This is a genomic window from Anaeromyxobacter diazotrophicus (assembly GCF_013340205.1).
Lineage (GTDB): Bacteria > Myxococcota > Myxococcia > Myxococcales > Anaeromyxobacteraceae > Anaeromyxobacter_A > Anaeromyxobacter_A diazotrophicus.
On sequence record NZ_BJTG01000002.1, the window covers coordinates 79,487 to 105,629 of the forward strand.

Below are 26,143 nucleotides of genomic sequence, written 5' to 3' on the forward strand. Positions count from 1 at the left end.
AGCGGCCTTCCCCCGATGAAGGGACAGGGTCTATGCTTTCGCCCGAACTTTCTGGCGATTCCCAGACCTTGACCCCTCCCGTACCCGAACAGCAGATCCGCGCGCACCTGGCCGCGCTCGAGGCGGCCCCCGCCGACGAGCAGGCGTTCCGCGCGCTCGAGGGGATCTACGAGCGGGAGTCCCGGTGGGAGGACCTGGTCGCGCTGTACGAGCTCCGCGCCCGCCGCGACGCCGGGGACGGCGCGGGGAGGCTGCTCGCCAAGGCGGCCGACCTGGCGCACCACCGGATGCGCAACGCCGCCCGGGCGGAGGAGCTCTACCGGCAGGTGCTGCACGCCGAGCCGCACCACGCGGCCGCCCTCCAGGCGATGGTGGAGCTCCACGAGGAGCGCCAGGACTACCCCGCGGTGGCCGAGGCGCTGGAGCAGCTGGCGGGGAGCACCCGCGATCCAGCCGCGGCGGCCGAGCTCTACCTGCGGCTCGGGCGCGTCCACGAGGAGCGGCTCCTCCACCGCGACCGGGCGGCCCTGTACTACCAGCGCGCCCTGCGGCTCGCCCCGGGGCTGGAGGCGGCGCGCCAGGCGGCGCTCCGGGCGCAGGTGGCCCTCCGCCGCTTCGCCCAGGCGAAGCGGACGCTGGACGAGGCGCGCGAGCGGGGCCTCCCCCTGCCGGCGCTGGCGGCCGAGTACGCGCGGCTGGGCGCGCTCCTGGTCGAGGAGCCGCTCGACCACGGGCTCGCCATGGAGGCGCTGTTCGAGGCGCTGGCGCTCGATCGCGCCGCGCCCGGCGCCGCCGCGGCGATGGAGCGGCTCAAGACCGCCCCGCGCGCGTGGCGCGGCGAGGCGCAGGCGCTGCTCGACGAGGCGGGGCGCGCGAAGGAGCGGCGCGCCGCCGCGCAGCTCACCCTCAAGGCGGCCGCGCTCCACGGCGCCTACGACCCCGACGCGCCGCGGCGGGTGGTGGAGCTCGTCGAGCGGGCGCTGCTCCTCGCGCCGTCGCTGCGCCACGGGCTCGACCTCCTGGAGCGCGTCTTCGGCGAGCGGCAGGACTGGCGCGGCCTCGCCGCGGGGCTGGCGCGCCTCGCCGCCGAGGTGCGCGACCGGGCGGTGGTCTCGGAGCTGCACCTGCGGCTCGGGCAGGTGGACCTGGTGCGGTTCGGCGACGCGGTCGAGGCGGCCGCCGCGCTCGAGCGCGCGCTCGCGCTCGACCCCGCCAGCGAGCCCGCGGCGCAGCAGCTCTTCGAGCTGCACCTCGAGGCGGGCCGGCGGGCCGAGGCGCTCGCGGCCCTGGAGCGCCACCTCGCCGCCGCGCCCGAGCGCCTGCACCACGTGCCGTGGCGGCTGCGCGCGGCCGAGATCGCGCAGGCCCTCGGCGACGCGCGCCGCGCCCGCGCCCACCTCGAGGCGGCCCGGCGCGTCGACCCCCGCTCCCCGGCGGTGGCGGCGGCGCTGGCGCCCTTGCTGGAGCGGGCCGGCGAGTGGCGGGCGCTCGCCGACGCGCTCGAGGCGCAGGTGCAGGCCGAGCGCGAGCCGCTCGCGCGGGCGCGCCTGCTCGAGGCGCTGGCCCAGGTGGAGCTCGAGCGGCTCGGCGCGCCGCGCGAGGCGCTCCGGCGCCTGGCGGAGGCGCTCCGCCTCGACCCGGGCCGGGCGGCGCTGCGCAAGGCCATCGACGCCGCCGCGGCGCGCGCCGACCTCTTCCCGGAGCTGGCGCGCGCCTACCGCGCCGCCGCCGAGGCCCCCGGCGCGGCCCCGGCCGCGCGCAAGGTGCTGCTCCGCCGCGCGGCCGAGGTGTGGGATCGCGACCTGGGGCTGCCGGAGCAGGCGGTGGAGGCCTGGCGCGCGCTCGCCGCCGCCGACCCGCAGGACGCCGGCGCCCGCGCCGCGCTCGACGGCTGCCTGGTCCGCGCCGGCCACCTCTCCGAGGTGGCGGACGACCTGCGCCGGCGCATCGCCGCGGCCGCCGACCCGGCCGCGCGGCGGGAGCTGTGCGCCAAGCTGGCGCGGTCGCACGAGCAGGCCGGGGACGCCGCCGGGGCCGCCGGCGCCTGGCGCGAGGTGCTCGCCGCGGGCGAGAGCGCGCCGGCGCTGCGCGGACTCGCGGACGCGCTCGCCGCGCTGGGGCCGGCGCACGCCGCCGAGCAGGCGGAGGTGCTCGGGCGGCTGGCGGGGCACCTCGCCGGCGCGGAGCGGTCCGAGGCCGAGCTGGCGCGCGCGCTCCTCCTGGCCGGGCCGGCCGCCCGCGGCGCGGAGGCGGCGCCGCTCCTGGTCGCGCTGGTGCAGGGCGGCGCGCTCCCGGCCGAGCGGCGGACCGAGGCGGTGGCGGCGCTCGAGGCGCTGCTCGCGGCCGGCGTCGAGCCGGTGGCGGTGGCCGAGGCGCTCCTGGCGGTGCACCGGGCGGGCGGCGATCGCGCGCGCCAGGTGGCGCTGCTCGAGCACCTGGCGGCGCGCCGGCCGGACCTCTCGGGCGAGGAGCGGGCGCGCCGGTTCCTCGAGGCGGCGCAGCTCCGCGAGGCGCAGGGCGACGCGCGCGGGGCGCTCACCGCCGCGGCGGCCGCGCTGCGCGCCGCGCCGGGGCCGGGCGAGGCGCTCGACGCGTGCGAGCGGCTGGCGCGCGGCGCGGGCGCGGTCGGGGAGCTCTACGCCCTGCTCGACGAGGCGGCGGCCCGGCTGGAGGGGCGGCCCGACGAGGAGCGCGCCCTGCGCCGCCGCGCGGCCGAGATCGCCGAGGACGAGCTCGGGAACCTGGAGGAGGCGAGCGGGCAGCTGAAGCGCGTGCTCGCGCTCTCCCCCGGGGACGCCGCCGCCCGGGCCGCCCTGGGCCGGCTCGCCGCCAGCGAGGCCGGCGCGGAGGCGTCGCCCGAGCCTCCCCCGGCGCCGGCCCCGGCGGGCGGGGAGCCCGAGCCGCGCCGGCGGCTGGCCGAGCTGGAGGGCCAGGCCGCCCGCGCCGCGACGCCGGGCGACCGCGCCGCGGCGGAGCGCGAGGCGTCGCAGGTCTGGGGCGAGCGCCTCGGCCAGTGGTCCCTCGCCTTCGCGGCGCTGGCGCGCGCGGCGCGCGCCACCCCCGCCGACGTCGCGGTGCGGGCCGAGCTGCGGCAGGCGGCGGCCCGCGCCGGCGCGGACGCCGACGCGGCCCGCGCCTACCACGCCTTCCTCCCCACCCTCGCCGGCGCCGAGGCCGCGCTCGCCTGGCGCGAGCTGGCGGCGCTGTACGAGGAGCGGCTCTCCGACGCGGCGCGCGCGGCGCGCGCGCTCGGCGAGGCGCTGCGGCACGCGCCGGGCGACCCGGCGGCGCTGGCGTCCCTGGCGCGGCTGCACGGCGCGGCGGGGCGCGAGCGGGAGCGGGCCGAGGCGAGCCTGCTCCTCGCCGAGCGCGCCCGCACCGACGCCGAGCGGCTCGGGGCGCTGCGCGACGCGGCCGAGGCGCTGGAGCGCCTCGGGGACGCGCCGCGCGCGGCCGAGGCCTGGGCCCGTGCGGCGGCGCTCGCGCCGGACGACGAGGGCTCGCGCGCGGCCCTGGAGCGCCTCTACGAGCGGCTCGACCGCCCCGCCGAGCTGTGCGCGCTGCTCGAGCGCCGCGCCGGTCCAGGCAGCCCGCGCGATCTCCCGCTGGCGTTCCGCCTGGCCGGGCTCAAGCTGCGCCTCGGCGCGCCCGCCGAGGCGCTGGCGCTCCTGCGCGCGGTGCTGGCGGCCGACCCGGCGCACGAGGGGGCGCGCGCGGCGCTGGTCGAGCTGTCGGCGGCCCCCGGCGGCCCGGGCGCCGAGGCGCTGGCGCTCGCCGATCGCGCCCTGGCCGCGCGCGGCGAGCACGCCGGGCGCGTGCTCCTGCGCGAGAAGCGGCTCGCCCGGGCGACCGAGCCGGCCGAGCGGGCGCGCCTGCACGCGGAGCTGCGGGCGCTGCACGAGCGCGAGCTGGGGCGGCCGGAGCTGGCGCTCGGGGCCGCGGCGCGCGCGCTGGCCGAGGGCGGTCCGGTGGCCGCCGAGGCGGAGCCGGAGGTGGAGCGCCTGGCGGCGCTCACCGGCCACCCGGAGCGGCTGGCCGAGGCGTACGAGGCGGCGGCCGCCGCGGCCGCGGGCGGGGTGGCCCTGGAGCTGCGCCGCCGCGCCGCGCGCGTCCGGGCCGAGCGGCTGGCGGACGTCGCGGCCGCCGCGGCGGCCTGGAGCCAGGTGCGCGAGGCGGCGCCCGACGACCGCGAGGCGCTGGAGGCGCTGGCGCGGCTCTTCGCGCGCGCCGGCGACACGGCCCGGCTGGACGAGGTGGCGCGGCGCCGCGCCGAGCAGGAGCAGGGCGCCGAGCGCGCCGCGCGCCTGGCGGCCCTGGCGGCGCAGGAGGAGGGGCTGGGCGACGCCGCGCGCGCCCTCGCCGCCGCGGAGGCGGCGCTCGCGGCCGACCCGCGCTCGGCCGCCGCCCTCGAGGTCGAGGCCCGGCTCCACCGCGCCGGGGGGCGGGCCGGCGCGCTCTCCGAGGTGCTGGCCCGGCAGGCCGAGCTCGCCCGCGACGACGGCGCGCGACGCCAGGACCTGCTCTGCGAGCGCGCCGCGCTGCTGGAGGGGGAGGGCGACGGGCGCGCCGCGCTCGAGGCCTGGGCGGAGGTGCTGGCCGAGAGCCGCCAGGAGCCGCGCGCGCTCGCCGGGCTCGACCGCCTGCTGGCGCGCGAGGCGACCCGCGACGCCGCCGCCCGCATCCTGGAGGACGTCTACCGCGTGCGGGGCGACGCGCGCCGGCTGGCGGCGCTGCTCGAGGCGCGGCTGGACGGGGCCGACCGCTCGGAGCGGGCGCCGCTCCTGGCGGAGCTGGCGGCGCTGCACGATCGGCTCGGCGACCGCGCGGCGGCGTTCCGCGCCCACACCCGCGCGCTCGGCGAGCTCACCGCGCCGGGGCAGGACGACCCGGCGCTGCGCGGGGAGCTGGAGCGGCTCGCGTCGGCGGGCGGGCTCTTCGCCGAGCTGGCGGAGGTGTACGAGGGTCTCCTGGCGCGCGGGCTCCCGGCGGCGGCGCGGCCGGAGGTGCGGCGGCGGCTCGCCTCGCTGTACGCCGACCGGCTGCAGCGGCCCGACCTCGCGGCGCGGGCGCTCGAGGCGCTCGCGTCCGAGACCGGCGACGCCGAGGCGCTGGCGGGGCTGGTGCGGCTCTACCGGGCGCAGGGCGCGTGGCGGGAGCTCGCCGCGACCCTGGCGCGGCAGGCGGAGCGCGCGCCGTCGCCGGAGGCGAAGAAGGAGTTCCTGCTGGAGATGGCGACCGTCCTCGACGAGCGCCTGTCGGATCGGGAAGGGGCCATGGACGCGTACCGGCAGATCCTGGCGGTGGATCCGGAGGACCCCAACGCGCTCCGCGTGCTGGGGCGGCTCCTCGGCTCGGCCGAGCGGTGGGACGAGCTCGTCGAGGTGCTCGGGCGCGAGGTCGCGCTCGCCGAGAAGAAGGTCAACCTGGTGGCCGAGGCGGCCGAGCTGCGCTTCCGGCTCGGGCGCATCCGCCAGCAGCGGCTGGCCGACGTGGCCGGGGCGCTGCAGTGCTACCGGGGCGTGCTCGACAAGGTGCCGCGCCACCCGGCGGCGCTGGCGGCGCTGGAGGAGCTGGCGCGCGCCGGCGGCGCGGGGGCCCCGGAGGCCTCGGCCCTCCTCGAGCCCATCTACGCGCAGGAGGGCGAGCACCAGAAGCTGGCGCAGACGCTGGAGGCGCGCGCCGCGGCCGCGACCGACGCCTCCTCCCGCGCCGCGCTGCTGCGGCGGGTGGCCGAGGTGCAGGCCGGCCCGCTCCGCAACCCCGAGCTCGGCTTCCTCACCGCCGCCCGCGCGGCGCGCGAGGACCCCGAGGCGCCGGAGTCGCTCCAGCTGGCCGGCCGGATCGGCGAGGCGAACGGCCTCACCGACGAGCTGGCGAGCCTCATCGCCGAGCTGGCCGAGCGCGCCCACGGGGCGCGCGCCCGGGCCGAGCTGCGGCGCCGGGCCGCCCACCTCACCGAGCGCGGCGGCGACCCCGCCCGCGCGGGCGAGGCGTGGCAGCGCGTGCTCGAGCTCGCCCCGGACGACGCGGAGGCGCTCGCCGGCGTGGCCCGGGCCCACCGCGCCACCGGCGCGGCCGAGCCGCTCGCGGCCACGCTGCGGCGGCTGCTCGCGGTCACCGAGGACGCGGCGGCGCGCCCGGCGCTGCTGGCGGAGCTGGCCGCGCTGCAGGAGGAGCGGCTCTCCGACCCGGCCGGCGCCATCGCCACCCTGCGGCGGCTGCTCGAGGCGGAGCCGGACCGGCGCGACGCGCTGGTCCGCCTCGATCGCCTGTGCGTCGCGGCCGAGAAGTGGGTCGAGCTGGCGGACGTGCTCGCCCGCGAGGTGGCGCTCGCCGACGCCTCCGGGGACGCGGCCGCGGCGCGCGGCTTCCGGCAGCGGCTGGGCGAGCTCAAGGAGACGCGGCTGCTCGACCGCGAGGGCGCGCTCGCGCTCTACGAGCAGATCCTGGCCGGCCACCCCGACGACCCGGCCGCGCTGGCGCGGCTCGAGGCGATCCTGCAGAAGGACCCGGCCCAGGCGCGCGCGGCGGCCGCCCTGGAGCGCGCCTACGCCGCCTCGGGCGCCTGGGCCCGCTACGCGGCGGTGCTGGAGGTGCGCGCCGGCGAGCGGCCGGACCCGGTGGAGCGCAAGGCGCTCTTCCTCGAGCTGGCGGAGGTGCAGGAGAAGCGGCTCGGGAACGGCGAGCTGGCGTTCCTCGCGCTCTGCCGTGCCTTCCGCGACGACCCGGCCGACCCGGCGCTGCGCGCCGAGCTGACCCGGCTGGCGCAGCAGGGCGACCACGCCGAGGAGCTGGCCGGCCTGTACGAGGACGAGTTCGGGAAGCTGCCGCAGGCCGCCGCCGCCGAGGTGGCGCTGGCCCTGGGCGGCCTGTACGAGGGCAAGCTCCAGGCGCCCGACGCCGCCGTCCGGTGGTTCGAGGAGGCGCGCCGCCAGGACCCGGCCGGCGCGCCCAAGGCGCTGGCCGCGCTCGACCGGCTCTACCGCGCGCGCAACCAGCCGGAGCCGCTGGCGGGCGTGCTGGAGGCCGAGGCCGCGCTGGCCGGCGCTGACGAGCGCGCGGCGTTCCTGTTCCGCCTCGGCCAGCTCGCCGAGGAGGAGCTGCGCGACCCGGCGCGCGCCGCGCGCGCCTACGAGGCGCTGCTCGCCGCCGAGCCGCGGCAGCCGGCCGCGCTGCGGGCGCTGGAGCGGCTCTACGAGGCGGCGGGGCAGACCGAGGCGCTGGCCGAGAACCTGGCCGCGCAGCGCGAGCTGGGGGCGGACGGCGCGGTGCGCCTCACGCTCACCGCGCGGCTGGCGGCCTTGCGGCAGCAGCTCGGGCGCGACGAGGAGGCGCTCGCGCTGTGGCGCGAGGCGCTCGGCCAGGACCCGCGGCACGAGCCGGCGCTGGCGGCGCTGGAGGGGCTGTACGAGAAGCTGGAGCGCTGGCCCGAGCTGGCCGAGCTCCTGCGGGCGCGGCTCGCCGTCACCGCCGACCGCCGCGAGGCGGCCCGCATGCAGGAGAAGCTGGGCGCGCTGTCGGCGGGCCGGCTGGGCGACGGGGCGGGCGCGGTGCGCGCCTACCTGGCGGTGCTCGACGCCGACCCGCGCCACCGGCGGGCGCTGGAGGCGCTGCGGGATCTCTACGCGGCGCAGGACGACCTGGAGGGCCTCGCCTCGGTGTACCGGCGCCTGGTGCCGCTGCAGGAGGGGGCGGGGGGCGTGAAGGCCACCCGGCTCGCGCTGGCGGACGTGCTCCTGCGCGCGGGCAAGAAGGGCGAGGCGGCGGAGCAGGGCCGGCGCGCGCTCGAGCTCGAGCCGCACGGCGACGAGGAGCTGTCGCGCCTGGCGGCGATCTTCGAGGCGGCCGGCGCGCCGCAGGATCGCGTCAAGGCGGTGGAGGCGCGGGCGGGGCTGCTCGCCGCGGCGGGGCGCGCCGACGAGGCGGTCCTCGCCTGGCAGGCGGCGGCCGAGGGCTGGGAGAAGCCGCTGGGCCGCCCGGAGGCGGCGGCGGCGGCGCTGGAGAAGGTGCTGGAGCTCGCCCCGGATCGCCGGGACGCGTGGCTGAAGCTGAAGGAGCTGTACGCCCGCGCCGGGAACTGGCGCGCCTACGTGCGCGTGTCGGATCTCTTCACCACCCACCTCGCCGACCGCGCCGAGCGGCGCGCCGTGCTGAAGGAGCTGGGCGAGATCCACGAGAAGCGGCTCGGGCAGAAGGAGATGGCGTTCATCACCTGGTGCCGCGCCTTCGGCGACGACCCGGCCGACGCCGACGCGGTCGCCGCCATCCAGCGCCTGGCCGCCGAGACCGGCGCCTTCGACGAGCTGGCGGCGGTCTACGAGCAGGTGGCGGACGAGGCGAAGGGCCTCGCCCGGGCGAAGCTCCTGCTCCAGCTCGGCCGCGTGAAGGACCGCCGGCTCGACGACGCCGACGGCGCCGAGGCGGCCTTCCGGCGCGCGCTGGAGGTCGACCCCGCCAGCCCGGAGGCGCTCGACGCGCTCACCGAGCTCTTCACCCGGCGCGGCCGGGTGAAGGACCTCGTCATCGCGCTCGAGCAGAAGCTCGAGGCGGCGGCGGGCCTGGAGGAGAAGAAGGCGACGCTGCTCGAGATGGCCCGCATCTACGACGGGCAGCTCCACGACGCGGGCGAGGCGATCACGGCGCTGAAGCGCGTGCTCGAGCTCGACGGCGCCGACGCGGCCGCGCTGGAGGCGCTCGCGACCCTGTACCGGCGCGAGGCGCGCTGGGGCGATCTGGCCGGCATCCTGGCGCGGGCGCGCGACCTCGCCCCCGACGAGGAGACCCGCGTCGCCTACCAGCTCCAGATCGCCGGGCTGCACGAGAACGAGATCGCGGACGACGAGGCGGCGGTGGAGGCCTACCGGGCGGTGCTCGGCCAGGACGACCGCAACCGCGCCGCGCTCGACGGCCTGGAGCGCCTCTACACCAAGCTCGACCGCTACGCGGAGCTGAACCGCGTCTACGAGCGGCAGGCGGCCCTCACCGGCGACGCCCGGGAGAAGGTGCGCATCCTCGCGAAGAGCGCCGCCATCTGGCAGGAGAAGCTCTCCGACCCGCGCAAGGCCATCGAGCAGAACGAGGCGGTGCTGGCGCTCGACGGCCAGAACCTGGCCGCCGCCCGCAACCTCGAGACGCTCTACCGCGCCGAGGGGGCGTGGGAGAAGCTCATCGCGGTGCTGCAGCACCACGCGAGCCTCACCCAGGACCGCAAGGAGCTCACCGGGCTGCTGGTCCAGATGGGCGACGCCTGGTCGAAGGAGCTCGGGCGCGCCGACCGCGCCGAGGCGATGTACGCGAGCGCGGTCGAGGGCGACCCCGAGGCGCGCGAGGCGGTCTCCGCGCTGGCGCGGCTCTACGAGCAGAGCGGCAACTGGAACCTGGCGCTCGACATGCTGCAGCGCGAGGCGAAGCTGGCGCAGGGGCCCGACGCGGTGGAGATCCAGGCGCGCATCGGGCGCATCCAGGAGGAGATGCTCCAGGACCGCGGGTCGGCGAAGCTCGCCTACGCGCGGGCGCTCGACGCCGATCCGGGCCACCTCGCCAGCCTCCGCGCCCTGCGCTCCATCGCCGAGGCGGAGCGCGACCGCGACGCCTACCTGCGCTACCTGCTGGCCGAGGCGCGCTACGTCGACGCGCCCGAGGAGAAGGCCAGGCTCCTGCACGAGGCGGGGCGCATCCACCAGGAGGAGCGGGACGATCCCGACGGCGCCGCGCGCCTCTACGAGGAGGCGCTGCGCAAGGTGCCCGACTTCCTCCCCGCCGCCCGCCCGCTGGCGGACCTCCACGTGGCGCGCGCCGACTGGCCGCGCGCCGAGGCGGTCCTCGACGTGGTGGTGGCGCGGCTGGAGAAGGACGGCGAGGCGAAGGAGCTCTGCCGCCAGGCGTACCGGCGCGGCTACGTGGCGGAGAAGCTCGGGAAGCGCGAGAAGGCGCTCGCGAGCTACCGGCGGGCCTACGAGCTCGACGCCACCTACCTGCCCGCGCTGGAGGGGCTCGGGCACCTGCTGGTGGAGGACGGCGCCTTCGAGGAGGCGCTCAAGATCCACCAGGCGATCCTCATCCACCACCGCGACGGGCTGACCGACCTCGAGGTGGTCGAGACCTACTTCCAGGTGGGCCACATCCAGGCGCGGCTGGGGCAGGGCGAGCGCGCCCAGAAGAGCCTCGAGAAGGCGCTCGAGATCGACGCCGGCCACGAGCCCTCGCGGCGCGCGATGGTGGGGCTGCTCGAGGCGGCGGGCGACTACGAGCGCGCCGTCGAGCACCGGCTGAAGCTGGCCGGCGTGCTGACGGGGCCGGCCCGGCTGGAGATGCTGGTCGCCGCGGGCGCGCTCTGCCGCGACAAGCTGCAGGACCCCTACCAGGCCATCGACGCCTTCACCTCGGCGGCGCGGCAGGACCCCGGCAACGTGCAGGTGACCGAGGCGCTGCTCGGCCTGTACCGCGACACGCGGCAGGGGCAGAAGGCGGCCGACGTGCTGCAGCGCCTGCTCGAGGCGCCCGAGGTGAAGGCCGATCCGGCGCGCGCCGCGCGGCTGCACCACGCGGTGGCGCAGACGCTGCGCGACGATCTCTCCGATCCGGCCGGCGCGGCGCGCGAGCTGGAGGCCGCGCTCGACGCCGACCCGCGGCTGGTGCAGGCGTTCGCCGACCTGGAGGCGCTCCTCACCGCCGGCCAGCAGTGGCGCGAGCTGGAGCAGGCGTACCTCCGCATGATCCAGCGGCTCCCGAAGGGCCCCGAGTCCTCGACCGCCCGCCTGGCCCTCTGGAAGACCCTGGCCGAGCTCTACCAGCGCGCGCTCTCCGATCCCGAGAACGCGCGCATGGCGTACGAGGTGGTCACCAAGGCGGACCCCGACGACGCGGCGGCGCTGGAGGCGCACGCGGCCCTGGCGGCGAAGCTGCCCGGGCACGAGGGGGAGGCCATCGCGGCCTGGCGGCGGCTCCTCGCCCTCGGCGCGCCGGCGCAGCGGCCGCTCTCGGCGCTGGTGGCGCTGCACGCGGAGCGCAAGGACTACGACCAGGCCTACTCGGCGGCGCAGGCGCTCACCTTCCTCGCCGGCGGCGCCAGCCCCGAGGAGGCGCAGGTGGTGTCGCGGCTGCGCCGCTTCGCCCGCGACGCCGCCAGCGGCACGCTCGACGACGCGCGCTGGGCGGCGCTCCTGCACGAGCGGGCGCGGGGGCCGCTGGCGGCCATCCTGGCGCTCCTCGCGCGCGACGCCGCCGAGCTCTTCGTGCAGCAGCCGAAGGAGCTCGGCCTCACGCCGAAGAAGGACGAGCTGGACGTCGCCGGCTCGATGCTGTTCCTCGTCAACATGTACAAGTACGTCGCGCGCACGCTGGGGATGCCGGCGCCGCGCCTGTTCCGCCCCGGCGAGGCGGGCGGGCGCCTGCAGCTCCTGCCCCTCGCGCCGCCGGCGGTGGTGGCCGGCGAGGACCTGTTCCGCGAGCGGCCGAAGAAGGAGCTGTGGTTCACCATCGGCAAGGCGCTCGCGTTCCTGCGCCCGGAGCTCACCCTGGCGCGCCTCATGCCGCACGACCAGCTCGACGCCGTGTTCCAGGCGGCGGCGAGCCTCGGCACCTCGCGCTTCGTGGTGACCGCCGACCCGCACCTGGTCGAGAAGCTCAAGCGGCGGCTGGAGAAGGCGCTGCCCGCGGAGACCCGCACGCAGCAGCTCAAGGTGCTCGCCCGCGCCTACTGCGACGTGCAGCACCCGGGCGACGTCCGCGCCTACATGGACGCGGCCGAGCTGACGTCGAACCGGGCCGGCGCGCTCCTCGCCGGCGATCTGGACGTGGTGCGGAAGATGGTGGTGGCGGAGAAGGCCGCCGTGTCGAAGCTGCGCGAGGAGACGAGGCTGCGCGACCTGGTCCTGTTCTGCACCTCCGAGGCCTACGGCGAGCTCCGCCGCGACCTCGGACTGTCGGTGGTGGTCCCGGCGTAGCGCCACCGGGGGGCGGGCGGAGGGGGGCGCCGTGCGCGCCCCGATCCTTCCTTGACCCCCCGGTGTTACAACCCTACGATTGATTGGATTTTCGGCCATTTACGCCGACGAGCGCCTATGAAATTCGCCTGCGACAGCTGCGGCTCGCAGTACATGATCTCGGACGAGAAGGTCGGTCCGAACGGGGTCAAGGTCCGCTGCAAGAAGTGCGGGAACGTCGTCGCGGTGAAGCGGCCGCCGGCGTCGGCGCCGGAGGTGTCGCCGGCGCCCAGCCCCGAGCGGGCGGCGGGGGCGCCCGAGGGCGGGCTCGAGAGCGAGCTCGGACACGCGTTCGACAGCGCCTTCGGCACCGGCGGCCCCGCCGGACCGGCGGCTTCGCCGCCGGCCGACCTGGGCGACGACTGGTATGTCGCGGTGGACGACAACCAGGTGGGGCCGCTCCCGGCCGAGGGCGTGAAGACGCGCTGGGAATCGGGCGAGGTCGGCCCCGACACGCTGGCCTGGCGCCCCGGCATGGCCGACTGGGTCCCCATCTCCACCATCGCCGAGATGGCGCAGTACCTCGCGCCGGTCCCGCGCGGCGGGAAGCCGGCCGCGCGGCCGGTGGCGAGCGCCGGCCTGGCGCCGGCCGCGGCCGCGCGCGAGGAGCGCCCCGCCCCCGCCCCGGCCGCGCCCTCCGCGGCGCCGGCCGCTCCGGCCGCGCACGCGAACGGCCACGTCCAGGGGGCGCAGGGGGCCTGGAAGCCGAGCGCGGCGAGCGCGCTGGCGGCGCTCGCCAGCGAGGAGATGGCCTCGCTCGAGAAGCCCGAGCGCAAGCCGGCCGAGTCGACGGTGAAGAGCGGCTCGCTCGTCGACAAGATGGAGCTGCCCGACGGGGGCGTCGATCCGACGAACCTCATCCCCCTGACGATCAAGGGGCTCGAGCAGACCACCGACACGAAGCTCGAGCGCCCCCGCAGCACCGCCGCCGACCGCACCGAGATCCGCCAGATCAAGAAGTCGGCGGTCCGGAGCGTGGTGGCGGTGGGCGTCGCCATGCTGGTGCTCTTCGGCGTCGCGGTGGCGGCCATCGCCTGGTACCTGAAGCCGCACGAGGTGGCGGTGGTGCGCGCCCCCGCCGCCGCCCCGCCGGTGGCCGCCGCGCCCGCGCCCACGCCTCCTCCCGCGGTGGCCCCGGCGCCGGCCCCGGTCGCGCCGGCGCCGGCGCCGACCCCTCCGCCGGTGGCGCAGGCCGCGCCCCCGGCCGCGGCGCCCGCCCCGGCGGCCCCGGCGCGCGAGCCGGCCCGGGCCGAGGCCCCTCCCGCCCGCGAGCCCGCGCGCGCCGCCGCGCCGAGCCGCCGCGCGCCGGCGGAGCCCCCGGCCCGCCCGGCGCGCAGGCCGGCGGCCCCGCAGCGGGTCGCGTCCTCCGAGCCGGCGCCGCGGCCGGCGCCCGAGCCGCCAGCGCGGCGCAAGCCGGCCGGCGATCCGCTGCTCGACGTGGGCGGCGACGAGGAGCTCGAGAAGGAGCTGGGCGGCAAGCCCACCAAGCGGAGCGTCTATGTCCCGCCGGCGCTCGGCGCCGATCTGCCGGACAGCGTCTCGCAGTCGCAGATCCAGGAGGCGGTGGCCGGGCAGAAGTCGGCGCTCCTGCGCTGCATCGAGCAGCAGCGGGCGGCCGACCCCAACGCCCGCGGCACGCTGCGCCTGCGCTGGCTCATCACCGGCGACGGCGGCGTGCGCGAGGTGCGCGTCCTCTCGGACGAGTTCGCCCGCCAGCCGGTCGCGCCCTGCATCAGCGGGGTGGTGAAGGGCATCCGCTTCCCGCGCTCGCGCACCACGGGGCAGGAGGTCGTCTTCCCGTTCAAGTTCTGAGCGGGGGCGGGGGCGGGGCGTGTCGGTCGAGAGCGAGCGCGCGGGGATGGGCGACGCCTACCGGCCGGTAGCGGAGATGACGCTGGGTGAGCTGGAGGCGATCCGGCTCATCCTGCGCGGCTCGTCGGTGGTGGACTGGCGGCGGCTCCACTTCGCGGACGCCGCCGAGGTGGACCGGTTCCTCGCCCTCAACCTCTTCGACGCCCACGACCCGCGCGACGAGGGGCGGCTCCGCTCCATCCTGGCGCAGGCCGTCGAGTACCTCCGCAAGGCGTTCGGCTACCGGGTCGCGGACGCGGTGGCGCAGCCGGCCGACGTCCGCGAGCTCTTCCTGCTCGCCAGCGGCGCGCTCGAGCCGCACCGGTACCGCCGCATCGCCTGCGTGGTGCTGAAGTGCATGCACGTGGTCCACCACCTGGAGGCGCGGGAGCTCCTCTTCCGCACCCCCATCCGCGAGGCGGACCTGGCCGAGCGCGTCGACCGCCGGGTCATGGCGGAGGCGCGGCGGATGCAGCAGCTCGGGCTCCCGGTGGTGGAGTTCGTCGGCAACGTGAAGGCGCGCAACTCGCTCATCACGAAGCTCATCGCCAAGCGCGAGACGGTGGCGGCGCAGATCTTCGACCGCGTGCGGTACCGGGTGGTGACCGAGCGGCAGGACCAGATCCCGCCCATCCTCCACCACCTCGCGACCACGCTCTTCCCGTTCAACTACGTGGTGCCCGGGCAGTCCGAGAACACGCTGGTGAGCTTCCGCGACATCGTGACGCGCCACCCGCGCGGCGCGGAGCTCGTGCCGGAGCTGCAGGCGCCGCTCGGCCTGGAGGCGCGGGAGCGGCGCCCGCGCAACGTCTTCAGCGGCAAGCGGTACCGGGTGCTCAACTTCGTGGTGGACCTGCCGGTGCGCGTGGACGAGCTCTTGCCCCCCGACGGGCCGCTGGCCGAGGACCTGGGCCGGGTGGTGTTCTCGCAGGTCGAGTTCCAGATGGTCGACCAGGCCACCGCCCGCCAGAACGAGGTGGGCGACGCGAGCCACGAGCGTTACAAGCGCCGGCAGAGCAAGATCGTGCTGCGGCGCCTGTCGCGCGGGCTGGTGGTGCCCAAGCGGCGGCCCCGCGGAGAGGGGTGAGGCATGCGCGAGTCCACGAAGGAGAGCCCGGTCGACCGCGGCGAGGTGGAGGTGGACGGGCGCTGCCAGATCTGCGGCGCGCAGGGGCGGGTGCTCGGGATCCCGGGGGCGCCGCAGCCGAACCAGTTCTGCCCGCGCTGCGCGATCGAGTACGCCGAGGCGCCGGGCGGCGAGGACGACGACGGGCTGACCGGCTGATCAGCCGGCGGCGGCGGCGAACGAGACCATGTCGGTGCCGTCCGTCCACTGGCCGTAGTGCAGCAGGCGCGCCCCGCGCCCGGCCGCCCGCATCGCGGCGTAGATCGGCGCCACCCCGCACAGCCGGCGGCGCTCGTCGTCCACGGTGGCGTCGCGGTGGAAGCCGGCCGCGTCCGCGCCGGCGAGGAAGCCGAGCGTATGGCGGTCCTGGGCGCCGAGCGCGGCCAGCTCCGCCGGGGTGGGGGCGCGCGCGTCGCCGTACTGCGGGCCGACGTGGGCCAGGTCGGCCCCCGCGACGCAGCAGACCTTCCGGCCGCGGGTGGCGCGCGCCAGCGCCGCCAGGAAGGCGCCGGTCGCGGCCGCAGGATCGTCGAGCTGCGAGATGGAGGAGCAGAGCACCGGGACGGCGCGGAACGGCCGGTCGCCCAGCACCCAGCGCAGCCACACCATCTGGAACTCGCAGGAGTGCTCGCCGGCGTGGACGAGCTCGTCGGAGAAGAGCTCCTCCTCCGAGAGCTCGGCGGCGAGCGCGTTCACCACCTCGCGATCGGTGGCGACGGTGCCGAGCGGCGTCGCGTAGTCCTGCCGGGTCAGCGTGTGGAGGTGGGGCGGCGAGGCGTGGGCGGTGCCGAAGACGACGAACAGGTCGGCGTCGCACCCCTCGAGCGCGCCGTAGGCGTGGGCGTAGGAGGCGCCGCCGCGGCGGAAGTCGATGTGGGGCGCGACCAGCAGCCGGACGCCCTCGCCGGCGCGCGATCGCTGGTCGCGCGGGCCTGGCCCGCCGGGCGCGGTGTAGAAGGACGCGAGCAGCTCGCGCAGCTCCGTCTCGTCGGCGGGGTAGGCGCCCCCGGCGCAGGCGGGGGCGCGCGGCCCGGAGCGGAACGCCGCCAGCGCTCCCTCGCGCCGCGCGCGGTAGACGGGCCCGTGCACGAGGCCCGCCTCGCTCGCCTGGGCCGCCACCCGCTCCACGTCGGCGAGCGGGATGCGGGCGCCCGCCTTCGCGAGCGCCCGCACCACCTCCGGCAGCTCGCGGGCGCCGTCGAAGTGCGCCAGGACCCAGTAGGCGGCCGGCGAGACCACCGCCGCGCCGTCCAGGATCCCCAGGGGATCGCGCAGGACCACCGCCGGGCTGCCGTCCTCCAGCTCGATCGGCCGCGGCTCGAGCGGGACGAGGCGCGGCCGGGTCAGTTCGTCCGGGGGCATGCGAAGCATGTAGCCGCGCAGGGGGGCACGCGCCGCACCCGCCCCGGGCGCTACCGCCGGTTCTTCCGGTTCTTCTTCTTGTTCTGCCGCTCCTGCTTCCGCTTCTTCTTGCGGCGCTCGCGCTCGGCGGCGGTCTCGGTGGAGGCGATCGGCTCCGGGGCGTAGCCCATGAGCCGGGCGCGGGCCATGGCGCCGGCGGGCATGCGGGGCTGGAAGCCCTTGGGGAGCCCGGCCATCTGCCCCATCTGCGCCGGATCGAGGCCGCCGCCCTTGAGGGCGCGGGTGACGTCGCCCGCCTCGGCGCCGAGCACGTCCTCCATGCCCTTGCCCTGGAGCTGGCGGAGCTGGAAGAGCTGCTTGATCCCGGGGAGGCGCGAGAGCAGGCCCGGCGCGTCGCCGATCTGCTTCATCACGCCGCGCATGGTGTTGTACTGCTTGAGGAGGTCCTTCACCTCCTTCTCGCTCCGGCCCGAGCCGCGCGCCACGCGCTTCACGCGGCCGTCGTTGATGAGGTCGGGGCGCTGCCGCTCGGCGCGCGTCATCGAGTCGACGATGGCGACGATCTTCCCCAGCGCCGCCTCGTCGAACTGGAACCCCTCCGGCAGCTCGCCGAAGAGCGGGAACTTCTCCATCAGCTCGCCCAGCGGTCCCATCTTCCGGACCAGCCGGATCTGCGAGACGAAGTCGTCGAGCGTGAAGTCGCCCGAGAGCAGCTTCTGCGCGTCCGCCTCGGCCTGCTGCTCGTCGACGTGCTGCTCGAAGTCCTTCATCAGCCCGACGATGTCGCCGAAGCCGAGGATGCGGCTGGCGAGGCCGTCGGGGCGGAACTCCTCGAGCCGGTCGAGCGTCTCGCCCATGCCGAGGAACTTGATGGGCTTGCCGGTGACCTCCTTGATGGAGAGGGCCGCGCCGCCGCGGGCGTCGCCGTCGAGCTTGGTGAGGATGAAGCCGTCGAGCGCGAGCCGCCGATCGAACTCGGCCGCGGTGCGCACCGCGTCCTGGCCGATCATGGCGTCGCAGACGAGCAGGATGTTGTCCGGCGCCACCGTCTTCTTGATGTCCTCCAGCTCCTGCATGAGCGGCTCGTCGACGGCGAGCCGGCCGGCGGTGTCGTAGATGACCACGTCGCGCTTCGTCCGCGCCGCCTCCTCCATGGCGCGGCGGCACAGCTCGGGCGGCGCAAGCCCGGCCTGGTGGAAGACCGGGACGTCGAGCTGCTGCCCGAGCACCTTGAGCTGGTCCACGGCGGCGGGCCGGTAGATGTCGGCCGCGACCAGAAGCGGCTTCTTCCCGTCCTTGAGGAAGCGGTTGGCGAGCTTGCCGGCGGTGGTGGTCTTGCCGGAGCCCTGCAGCCCGACCATCATCACGCCGGTCGCGCCGCGCCCGTTCACCTTGAGCGAGGTGTCGACCGGCCCCATGAGCGCCTCGAGCTCGTCGTGGCAGATCTTGATGAAGTGGTCCTGCGGCGTGACCTTGACGAGGCCCTTCTTCGTCTCGACCTTCGTCTCCACCACCTCGCCGACCGCCTTCTCGCGGACGCGCGCCACGAACCGCTTCACCACGTCGAACGCGACGTCGGCCTCGAGCAGGGAGACGCGGATGTCGCGCAGCGCGTCGTCCACCACCTCGGGGGTGATCTCGGTGCGCCCCTTCAGCTTGTTCCGCGCCGCCTTGAAGCCCTTCGCTACCGTCTCGAGCATGCCGTCCCCGGTCCCGAAATCCCGTGTGAAGGTGGGGGTATAACACGACCGCAGGCCCTTTTCCGCCGGCGTCCCAGGGACGCGGCATGGGCCGCGCCCGCCGCTTCGTGCAAGGGTTCTCCCGGGGAGAGGGGGTGCCCGGGATGGAGTGGAAGCGCGAGTTCGAGATCGGACACGAGGCCATCGACGCGCAGCACCAGGAGCTCTTCGCCCACGTGGGCGGCCTCCTCGCCGCCATCGCGGGCGGGCGGCAGGAGCAGGTCGGGCCGGCGCTCCAGTTCCTGCACCGCTACGTCCTCGACCACTTCGCCGCCGAGCAGGGCCTCATGGCCGCCGCCGGCTACCCGCAGGCCGACGCCCACGCCGCGGAGCACGCGCGCTTCGCGAAGGACCTCCTCGCGCTCGAGACGCAGCGCGGGGGGAACCCGGGGAACCCCTGGCTCGCCAGCAAGCTCGCGGTCGGCCTCGCCAGCTGGCTGCGCCAGCACGTGCTCGGCGCCGATCGCGAGCTGGGGCGGTTCCTGCGCGCGCAGGGCGAGCGCTCCGCGGCGGAGTAGGCCCCGCCGCCCCGGGGGCCGTCACGCCAGGAGCCGCGCCAGGTCCTCCGGGCTGGCCGGCTTCGCGAGGTGGTGGTCGAAGCCCGCCTTCAGGGCCGCCTCGACGTCCTCCGGCTGCGCGTAGCCGCTCACGGCCACGAGCCGCATCCCTCCTCCGCCCGCGCGGAGCGCCCGCGCCACCTCGTACCCGCTCATCCCGGGGAGCCCGAGGTCGCACAGCACGACGTCGGGCGGCCGGGCGCGAGCCCTTTCGAGGGCGGCCGGGCCGTCGTGGGCGACGTCCACCTCGTGCCCGAGCAGCGCGACGACGTCGGCCAGCGACCCGGCGGCGTCGGCGTTGTCGTCCACGATGAGGACCCGCCGGCCCTGGCTGGCTGGCGCCGCCGCGGGCGCCGGCGCCGCGGCGACGGCCCCCCCCTCGGCGAGCGGCAGGCGGACCACGAACTCGGCGCCCCGGCCCTTGCCGGCGCTCGCCGCCTCGACGGAGCCGCCGTGCAGCGCCGCGACCCCCTTCACGAGCGAGAGCCCGAGGCCGAGCCCCCCCTCGGTCCGGGCCAGCGTGCGCTCGCCCTGCACGAACGGCTCGAAGACCTTCCCGAGGAGCGCGGGCTCGATGCCGGCGCCCGTGTCGCGCACGCGGATCTCGGCCTGGCCGCCGGCGACCGACAGCGAGAGCGTCACGGCGTCGCCCGGCCGGGTGAACTTGGCCGCGTTGTGCAGCAGGTTGCCGACGATCTGGGCGACGCGGGTCGCGTCCGCGTCCGCCCAGGCGTCGCCGGCCGGCAGGGCGGTCGAGAAGCTCACGCCCCGGCCCTCCAGGACGGAGCGGAGGTCCTCGGCGGCGCGCGCCACCACCTCGCGCAGGTCCACCCGCTCCCGCCGCAGCGCGACCTTGCCGCGTGCGATCCGCGTCACGTCGAGCAGGTCGTCCACCAGCCGCGTCAGGTGGTCGGTCTGGCGCTCGATGATGGCGCGCGCCCGGCGCGCCTGCTCGCTCTCCGGGGCGGCGCGGCTCAGCAGGTAGATGGAGTTGCGGATGGGCGCGAGCGGGTTGCGGAGCTCGTGCGAGAGCATCCCCAGGAACTCGTCCTTGCGCCGGTCCGCCTCGCGCAGCTCCTCCTCGTGCTGCTTGCGGCCGGTGATGTCGCGCGAGATCCCGAGCAGCCCGACCACCCGCCCCGCCGCGTCGCGGTACGGCACCTTCCGCGAGAGCCACACGCGATCGGTCCCGTCCGGCATCGGCACGCGCTCCTCCAGCTCGGCCGGGGCGCCGCTCTCCATGATCCGGCGGTCGTTCTCCATGACCACGCGGGCCACCTCCGGGTCCTCGAGGAGCTCCGCGTCGGTCCGCCCCAGGACCTGCGCCAGCGGCTTGCCGATGAGCGCGACCGTGGCCGGGTTCGCGAAGCGCAGCTGGCCCTCCCGGCTCTTCGCGTAGATGGCGTCGGTCGAGGTGTCGCTGATCGCCCGGAGCAGGGCCATGCCCTCGCGCAGCGCCTCCTCCGCGCGCTTCTGCTCGGTGACGTCGAGGACGAGCGACAGGACAGAGGCCAGCCTGCCGTCCGGGCCGGCGACGGTCGAGTTGTACCACTCGCAGTGGATGACGGTGCCGTCCTTGCGGACGTTGCGGTTCCGGCTGACGTTGCGCGGCCGCCGGCCGCTCAGCATGTCCCCCATGACCTGCTCGACGAGCGGCCAGTCCTCCGCGTACACCCAGTTGAGCTGGTTGATGCGGTTGCCCACCGCCTCGGCGGCGGTCCAGCCGAACATCCGGGTGGCCTCGTCCGACCAGCGCGAGATGCGGAAGTCGGTCGACCACTCGATGACCGCGAGGGGCGAGTTCTCGAGCAGCGCGTCCAGCCGCTGCGTGGCCGCGCCTGCCTGCTCCTGCGGGCTGGCGGCGGGGGGAGGCGTGGGCGAGTCGGTCATCGGGTCGGCGCGACGCGGGGTGTAAACCTACGATAGCACCGGTGGGCGCGCCGTACGCTCGGTAGGGCTGGACGGCTCGTCCGGGTTGATGCGCCGCGACACGATGGCCGCTCCCTCAGATGAAGCGCTTGAGGCCCGGCCAGAGCTCGCGGAGCGGCGCGAGCGGCTCGGCGCAGAGCCAGATGGGCCGCCGCCGCTCGTAGGGCATGTTCCAGGAGGAGTCGGGCGTTTCGCCCAGCTGCTCGAACCTCCGGCAGCGCCGGCGGAGCTCCTCCGCGCGCCCGCCCACCACCAAGAGCGCGGCGGGCTCCGGGGACGGCGGCCCCCACAGCCAGTAGCTGTTGTGCCCGCTGGAGCAAGGGGGCAGGCCCAGCGCCGGACCGTAGAGGTCGAGGGCGCCCGCCTCCCCGTAGTTCGCGGCAAAGAGGGCCGTGCGGGGGCGGAGGTCCCCCGGCACCGCGCGCCAGGCGCGCGCCACGGCCTCCGCCAGCTCCGGCCAGCCCACCTGATCGGCGTAGAGCTGGGGCAGGCGCCCCGTCTCCGCGCGCTCGCCCACGTCCGGCTTCACGCCCAGGCGCGCCTGCCACGCCGCGAGCTGGGGCAGCGGCAAGATCGGGATCGCGAGCGGCGCCACGAGCGCGGCCGTCCCGGCCAGCGCCGCCACGGCGGCGGCCCGCCCGGCCACGCCGCGCAGCGCCCGCTCGGCCGCGCAGCCGCCCGCGGCCCACAGCACCGGGAACGCCGGCGCGAGGTAGTACGCCTTGCCGCCGAGGGCGCCGAGCTCGGCCGCCATGGCCAGGAACGCGACGCCCAGCCAGCGCCGCGTCCCGCCGCCGGAGAGCAGCAGCCAGGCGAGCCCGCCGAGCCAGAGCGGCGCCGCGGCGGGGTTCTGCTCGAGGAGCGTCTCGCCGAGGAACCCGCGCCAGGTGAAGGGGGCGTTCTTCTCGAGCTGCCCGTTGCGGAGCAGCTCCAGCATCGGGAACCCGTGCCGCGCCTGCCACAGGAGGTTCGGGAGCGCCAGCGCGGCCGCCAGGGCGAGACCGGCGGCGAGCCAGGGGGTGGCGAGCCGGCGGCGGGCGCTGCCGGCCGCGAGCCCGGCGAGGAGCGCCACCGCCCAGAAGGCCATGGAGTACTTGTTGAGGAGCCCGACGCCCACGAGCGCGCCCGCGGCGAGCCAGGCGCGCGGCGCGCCGTCCACCGCGCGCGCCGCGGCCAGCGCCAGCGCGGTGAAGAGGAGCGGGTCGAAGGCGTTCATGGTGAGGAGGTGGCCCACGCCGAGGAGCGCGGGGGCGCCGAGGGTCGCGAGCGCCGCGAGCCCCACCGCGAACCTGCCGCCCCCGAGGCGCCGCGCCAGCGCGGCCGCGGCGAGGACGGTGCCGGCGTGCGCCGCGTAGGCCGGCAGCCGGAGCCCGATGGGCGAGGTCCCGAAGAGCGCCGACGCCCCCCGGGCCACGACCGCGATGAGCGGGGGCTGATCCACGTAGCCCCACGCCAGGTGACGGCCGCAGGCGAGGAAGTAGAGCTCGTCGCGGAAGACGCCGTAGCGGTTCCCGCAGGCGAGGTGAAGTGCGAGCGCGGCCGCGGCGGCGGCGAGCGCCCAGCCGTAGCCGGAGAGCCCGGCGGCGCCGGAGGTCGGGACGGGATGTTTCATAGCGTGAAGTAGGGCCGCCCGGGGTCGAACCGGGACTCCGCTCGCGCGGAAGCGGATTTTAAGTCCGCCGCGGCTGCCAGTTTCGCCACGGCCCCATGCCGTTGATGTTCGGTCACATCTTGCCATCGGCCGCGCCCGTGTGCCCGCTCTCCGCATCAGGGCCTTACCCGGGCTGGCCGGGCCCCGCCGTGTGCGCGGGTGAAGGCGCATTCACTCTTAGTCCGCAGGCTGCGGCAGGACGCCTTGATGCCGGACAGGTCCGCTCCACCGTGGGTCTGCTAGCGTCGCCCCTCGAACGCAACCACGAGGTCACTCCATGACACTCCGCTCTTCCGTCCGCATGGCTCTCACCGCCGCGGTCGTCCTCGCCGCCTCCGGCTGCGCCTCGGTGCCCATGGCGCCCAAGGAGCGAGACGACGGCGCGAAGACCTTCGCGACGCGCTCCGGCATGGCGAACCTGTACATCTACCGGTCCTCGTCGCTCGGGACGGCCGTCAAGTTCCCGGTGGTCCTGGACGGAAAGATGATGGGCGAGCTCCCGGGCAAGACCTTCATCCTGGCTCCGGTCGCGCCGGGTCCGCACACCGTCTACGTCTCGGCGGAGAACAGCGAGAGCGTGGCGGTCGACGCGCAGCCCGGCACGAACCACTACGTGCGGGTCTCGCCGGCCATCGGGTGGCTGTCCGCGCGGGTCGGCGTGGCGATCGTCAGCGACGAGAAGGAGGCCCGCAACGAGGTCGTGGAGTGCAGCCTCATCCAGGGGATGCCCTGAGCCGGGCGGCCTGAGCTGGCGGCGCGACCGGTAGGAGCGCCCGGACACGACGCCGACGTGACCTGCGGGGGGGCTGGATCGCGTCGACGTCGCGCCGAGCGGGCGCACATTACTCCAAGCACAGCCGGCGTCCAGCACTTCGAGCCGGCTACTGGGCGGCCAGCCAGTCGAGCGCGCTCGCCTCGTCGTCGAACAGCGCCAGCTCCTCGCGGCCGCGGGCCTGGACGTCGGCGGCGATGACCCTCCAGAAGCTCGAGCCCACCATGGCGCTCGCGCGGATGTGGGGGGTGTTCGCCTGGGCGCACGCCTTCAGCGCGGCGGCCGCCTCGCCGGTGAGGCGCGCGTAGAGGAGGGTGAGGGCGCGCACCGAGCGCGGCGGCTCCGCGGTCACGATCCTCCGCACCTGATCCGCCGCGACGATCAGATCGCGCGGCTCGAGCGCCGAGAGGTCGATGCGGAGGATGCGCGCGCCGCGGTGCTGGACGAAGGTCGGTGCGAACATGCGCGCGCAGGATACTGGGCGGACCCGCCGCCCACCAACGCCTACATGCTCGCGGAGCGGGCGTCGCTCAGCCGAGGAGGGGCGCTTCCGTCCGGGCCGAGGTCCCGGCCACGGGCGCGCGGCGGCGATCGACGTAGGCCGCCCACGGCACGAACAGCCACAGGAGCAGGCCCGCCGCGGCGATGGCCCTCGGGCTCGGCGGCGGCGGTCCGAGGGCGCTCGCGGCGTAGATGCCGGCGAGCGCCGCGACGAGCCCCCAGAACGCGTAGCGCCCCGCCCGGCTGCGCGCGCGGGTGAAGCTGGCGTAGGCGAGCACGCCCGCCAGGAAGAGCGCGGACTCGACCGCGAGGGTCGCGGGGACGCTGTTCCACAGCCCGAGCCCCACCTTCGCCGCCCCCGGCGCGAGCGGCAGATCGGGGCGGTGCGACGCGAGATCGAGGACCCAGTGCGAGACGACGAGCGCCGCGACCACCGCCGCCTCGCGCCGGCGCCCGGTCCGCCACAGGTAGGCGCCGCCGAGCGCCGCCGCCCACGCGACCACCAGGGCCAGGCTATGCGTCCAGGGGTAATGCACGAACGCGAGCGGCGTGAAGGCGGTGTCGCCGGGCGCGACGCGCACCTCCTCCACGCCCGCCAGCACCAGCGCCGGCCAGACGAGGTCGAGCCACTGCGCCGCCAGGAAGAGCGTGCCGAGCGACGCGCGCGGCGCCGCGCGCTTGGCGGCGAGCGCGACCGCGAAGTGCCCGAGGAACACGCCCCGAGCCCGGCTAGTCCTGCTTGGGCGCGCCGGCCTTGAACCCGAGCTCGTCGATCCGCTTCGCGAGCTGGGCCGGGTCCACCTGGCCCTTCTCGTAGGCGACCACCGCCTGGCCCTGCTCGACGCTCGCGTCCACCGACTTCACGCCCTTCACCTGGCCGAGCGCCGTCTTCACGCGCGAGGTGCAGTGGTCGCAGTGCATCCCCGAGACGGGGATGGTCACCCGCGCCTGGCCGGCCGGCAGCGCCTCGGCCTGCGCGGCGCCGGCGGCGGCCGGTCCGGCGGCCTTGCCGGCGTGGGCGTGCGCGGCGGAGTCCTTGTGCATGTCGCAGTCGGCGCAGGCGAGCGCGGCGGCGGGCGCGAGGACGAGGGCGGCGGCGAGGAGGACGAGGCGGGTCATGGGCAGCTCCTTGAGGGAAACGTGGAATTTCACCGGGGAAGCCGGCGGGCGCTCGTCCCGCGCGGGACCTGACGCGGCGCCGCAGGCCCTACCGGCCGTCGATGCGGACGCTCGCCACGGCCAGCGCGATCTCGCGCAGGAAGAGCACGAGCGCCACCGTGAAGGCGAGCATGGCGGCGACGAAGAGCACCGCCACCACGCGCGACGCGTTGAAGTGCAGCACCGAGCCGAGGAAGAGCACTGAGATAATGGAGCAGACGAGCAGCGCCGCCGTGACCCCCGCGCTGATGGCCAGGTTGATGAGGTGGCGGCGCCGGCCCTGCAGCACGAGCTCGTCGTGGTAGCGCGCGCGGGCGTCGGCCGGGGCCGCCGCGGCCGCGTTCACCACCACCCGCGCCCGATCGACGATGCGCCCGAGCCGCGTGCTCAGCAGGCCGAGGAAGGTGCCGAGCGCCGTGAGCAGGAAGACCGGCGCCACCGAGAGCTGGATGGTGCGGGCGAGGCTGCTGAGCTCCGTGTCGGTGGGGATCATCGGGCGTAGCGCTCCTCGAAGTGCGCGCGCAGCGCGGGGTGGCGGCGGAGCAGGTCGAGCGTCAGCTCCGCGTGGCCGGGCACGTAGCCGTTGCCGACGACGAGCAGCGCGTCCTTGCCCACCCCCTCCGCGCCCAGCGCGGCGGCGGTGAAGCTCGTCGCCATGGAGAAGAAGATCACGGTGCCGCCGTCGCGGACGCAGAGCAGCGAGGCCATCTCGGTGCCCGGCACGCTGGCGCAGTTCACGACCAGGTCGAACGGCCCGCCCGACGCCTCGGCGCTGGCGAGCGCGGCCACGGCGTCCGTGGCGTCGAGGCGCAGGGTCGCGTCGCAGTGCCCCAGCGCCGCCACTGCCGCCAGCGCCGCCTCGGAGCGGTCGGCCGCGACCACGGCGCCCGTCCCGCCCAGCCGCTCCCGCGCCGCGGCGCACACGAGCGCGCCCGACTTCCCGGCGCCGAGCACCAGCACGCGCTGCCCGGGGCGGGCGTGGCGCGCCACCAGCGCCGGCGCGCCGCACACGTCGAGGGCCGCCAGCGCCACCCGCTCCGGCAGGTCGTCCGGCAGCCGCGCCCAGAGCCCGGTCGCGAAGAGGATGGCGCGCCCCTCGCACTCCACGCGGTCCACCGCCGGCCGGACGGCGGTGATGCGCCGGAGCGCGAGCGGGGTGAGCGTGAGCGAGACGAGGGTCGCGACGCGGTCGCCCGGGCGGAGCGTCCCGGCGGCGGGGTGGCGCGGCCCGACCTCGGCCACGCGCCCGAGCAGCATGCCGCCCGAGCCGGTCACCGGGTTGTGCAGCTTGCCGCGCGCGCGGACGATGCGCTCCACCTCGGCCGCGAGCCGCGCCGGGTCGCCCCCGGCCGACGCCTCGAGCTGCCGGAAGCTGGCCGCGTCCACGTTGAGCGCCTCGACCTCGATCGCGAGCTCGTCCTCGCCGAGCGGCAGCGTCGGATCGAGGGCGTCGGCGCGCTGCGGCAGGGCGCCGGGCGGCGAGATCACGCGGCGCAGGCCGTACGGGTCCATG

At 77.0% G+C, this 26,143-nt stretch carries 15 protein-coding genes and 1 tRNA gene; 6 read left to right on the forward strand and 10 right to left on the reverse strand.

Features of this window, described 5'->3' with window-relative positions:
* Positions 1 to 68 precede the first annotated feature (68 nt).
* The 4 genes from HWY08_RS03385 (at position 69) to HWY08_RS03400 (ending at position 15,120) form a co-directional block, all read left to right on the forward strand.
* Positions 69 to 11,945: a tetratricopeptide repeat protein gene (locus tag HWY08_RS03385; RefSeq protein ID WP_176062964.1), complete on the forward strand. Its 11,877-nt coding sequence runs from the start codon at positions 69 to 71 to the stop codon at positions 11,943 to 11,945.
* Positions 11,946 to 12,062: 117 nt separating this feature from the next.
* Positions 12,063 to 13,796: a GYF domain-containing protein gene (locus tag HWY08_RS03390; protein ID WP_176062966.1), complete on the forward strand. Its 1,734-nt coding sequence runs from the start codon at positions 12,063 to 12,065 to the stop codon at positions 13,794 to 13,796.
* 46 nt (positions 13,797 to 13,842) lie between these two features.
* Positions 13,843 to 14,922, forward strand: coding sequence for a TIGR04552 family protein (locus tag HWY08_RS03395; RefSeq protein WP_176063918.1), 1,080 nt, complete (start codon positions 13,843 to 13,845; stop codon positions 14,920 to 14,922).
* A 3-nt stretch (positions 14,923 to 14,925) separates the two neighbouring features.
* Complete coding sequence (locus HWY08_RS03400; protein ID WP_176062968.1) at positions 14,926 to 15,120, forward strand: hypothetical protein; 195 nt, start codon at positions 14,926 to 14,928, stop codon at positions 15,118 to 15,120.
* Here HWY08_RS03400 and amrB read toward each other — a convergent pair whose 3' ends face one another.
* Both amrB and ffh read right to left on the reverse strand, forming a co-directional pair.
* Positions 15,121 to 16,323 carry an AmmeMemoRadiSam system protein B gene (gene amrB / locus HWY08_RS03405; protein WP_176062970.1) on the reverse strand — a complete coding sequence of 401 codons (1,203 nt, stop codon included), beginning with the start codon at positions 16,321 to 16,323 and terminating at the stop codon, positions 15,121 to 15,123.
* A gap of 50 nt (positions 16,324 to 16,373) precedes the next feature.
* The gene (gene ffh / locus HWY08_RS03410; RefSeq protein ID WP_176062971.1) at positions 16,374 to 18,023 is read right to left on the reverse strand and encodes a signal recognition particle protein; all 1,650 of its coding nucleotides are present in this window, start codon (positions 18,021 to 18,023) and stop codon (positions 16,374 to 16,376) included.
* A gap of 143 nt (positions 18,024 to 18,166) precedes the next feature.
* Between ffh and HWY08_RS03415 the strand changes: the two genes are divergently transcribed.
* A complete protein-coding gene (locus HWY08_RS03415) occupies positions 18,167 to 18,580 on the forward strand; it encodes a bacteriohemerythrin (RefSeq protein WP_235969480.1) in 414 nt (137 codons plus the stop codon).
* Positions 18,581 to 18,601: 21 nt separating this feature from the next.
* Here HWY08_RS03415 and HWY08_RS03420 read toward each other — a convergent pair whose 3' ends face one another.
* The 3 genes from HWY08_RS03420 to HWY08_RS03430 form a co-directional block, all read right to left on the reverse strand.
* Positions 18,602 to 20,509, reverse strand: a complete 1,908-nt coding sequence (locus tag HWY08_RS03420; protein ID WP_176062975.1) for a PAS domain-containing hybrid sensor histidine kinase/response regulator — start codon at positions 20,507 to 20,509, stop codon at positions 18,602 to 18,604.
* 115 nt (positions 20,510 to 20,624) lie between these two features.
* Entirely contained in the window at positions 20,625 to 22,160 is a 1,536-nt protein-coding gene (locus HWY08_RS03425) for a glycosyltransferase family 39 protein (RefSeq protein WP_176062977.1), read from the reverse strand.
* Positions 22,161 to 22,169: 9 nt separating this feature from the next.
* A tRNA-Leu gene (locus HWY08_RS03430) sits at positions 22,170 to 22,255 on the reverse strand.
* Between the two features lie 245 nt (positions 22,256 to 22,500).
* Between HWY08_RS03430 and HWY08_RS03435 the strand changes: the two genes are divergently transcribed.
* The gene (locus tag HWY08_RS03435; RefSeq protein ID WP_176062979.1) at positions 22,501 to 22,932 is read left to right on the forward strand and encodes a DUF2846 domain-containing protein; all 432 of its coding nucleotides are present in this window, start codon (positions 22,501 to 22,503) and stop codon (positions 22,930 to 22,932) included.
* Positions 22,933 to 23,080: 148 nt separating this feature from the next.
* On the opposite strand, the gene HWY08_RS03440 is transcribed toward HWY08_RS03435, so the two are convergent.
* The 5 genes from HWY08_RS03440 to kdd all read right to left on the reverse strand — a co-directional run bounded on the left by HWY08_RS03440 (position 23,081) and on the right by kdd (position 26,142).
* Entirely contained in the window at positions 23,081 to 23,434 is a 354-nt protein-coding gene (locus HWY08_RS03440; protein ID WP_176062981.1) for a hypothetical protein, read from the reverse strand.
* A 67-nt stretch (positions 23,435 to 23,501) separates the two neighbouring features.
* Positions 23,502 to 24,188 carry a hypothetical protein gene (locus HWY08_RS03445; protein ID WP_176062983.1) on the reverse strand — a complete coding sequence of 229 codons (687 nt, stop codon included), beginning with the start codon at positions 24,186 to 24,188 and terminating at the stop codon, positions 23,502 to 23,504.
* Positions 24,189 to 24,201: 13 nt separating this feature from the next.
* Positions 24,202 to 24,591, reverse strand: a complete 390-nt coding sequence (locus HWY08_RS03450) for a heavy-metal-associated domain-containing protein (RefSeq protein ID WP_235969436.1) — start codon at positions 24,589 to 24,591, stop codon at positions 24,202 to 24,204.
* Positions 24,592 to 24,679: 88 nt separating this feature from the next.
* Positions 24,680 to 25,123 (reverse strand): DUF2721 domain-containing protein, encoded by a 444-nt coding sequence (locus HWY08_RS03455; protein ID WP_235969437.1) that lies wholly within the window; start codon positions 25,121 to 25,123, stop codon positions 24,680 to 24,682.
* Entirely contained in the window at positions 25,120 to 26,142 is a 1,023-nt protein-coding gene (gene kdd, locus HWY08_RS03460) for an L-erythro-3,5-diaminohexanoate dehydrogenase (RefSeq protein ID WP_176062985.1), read from the reverse strand. The genes HWY08_RS03455 and kdd overlap by 4 nt, the downstream gene beginning before the upstream one ends.
* Position 26,143: the final 1 nt, after the last annotated feature.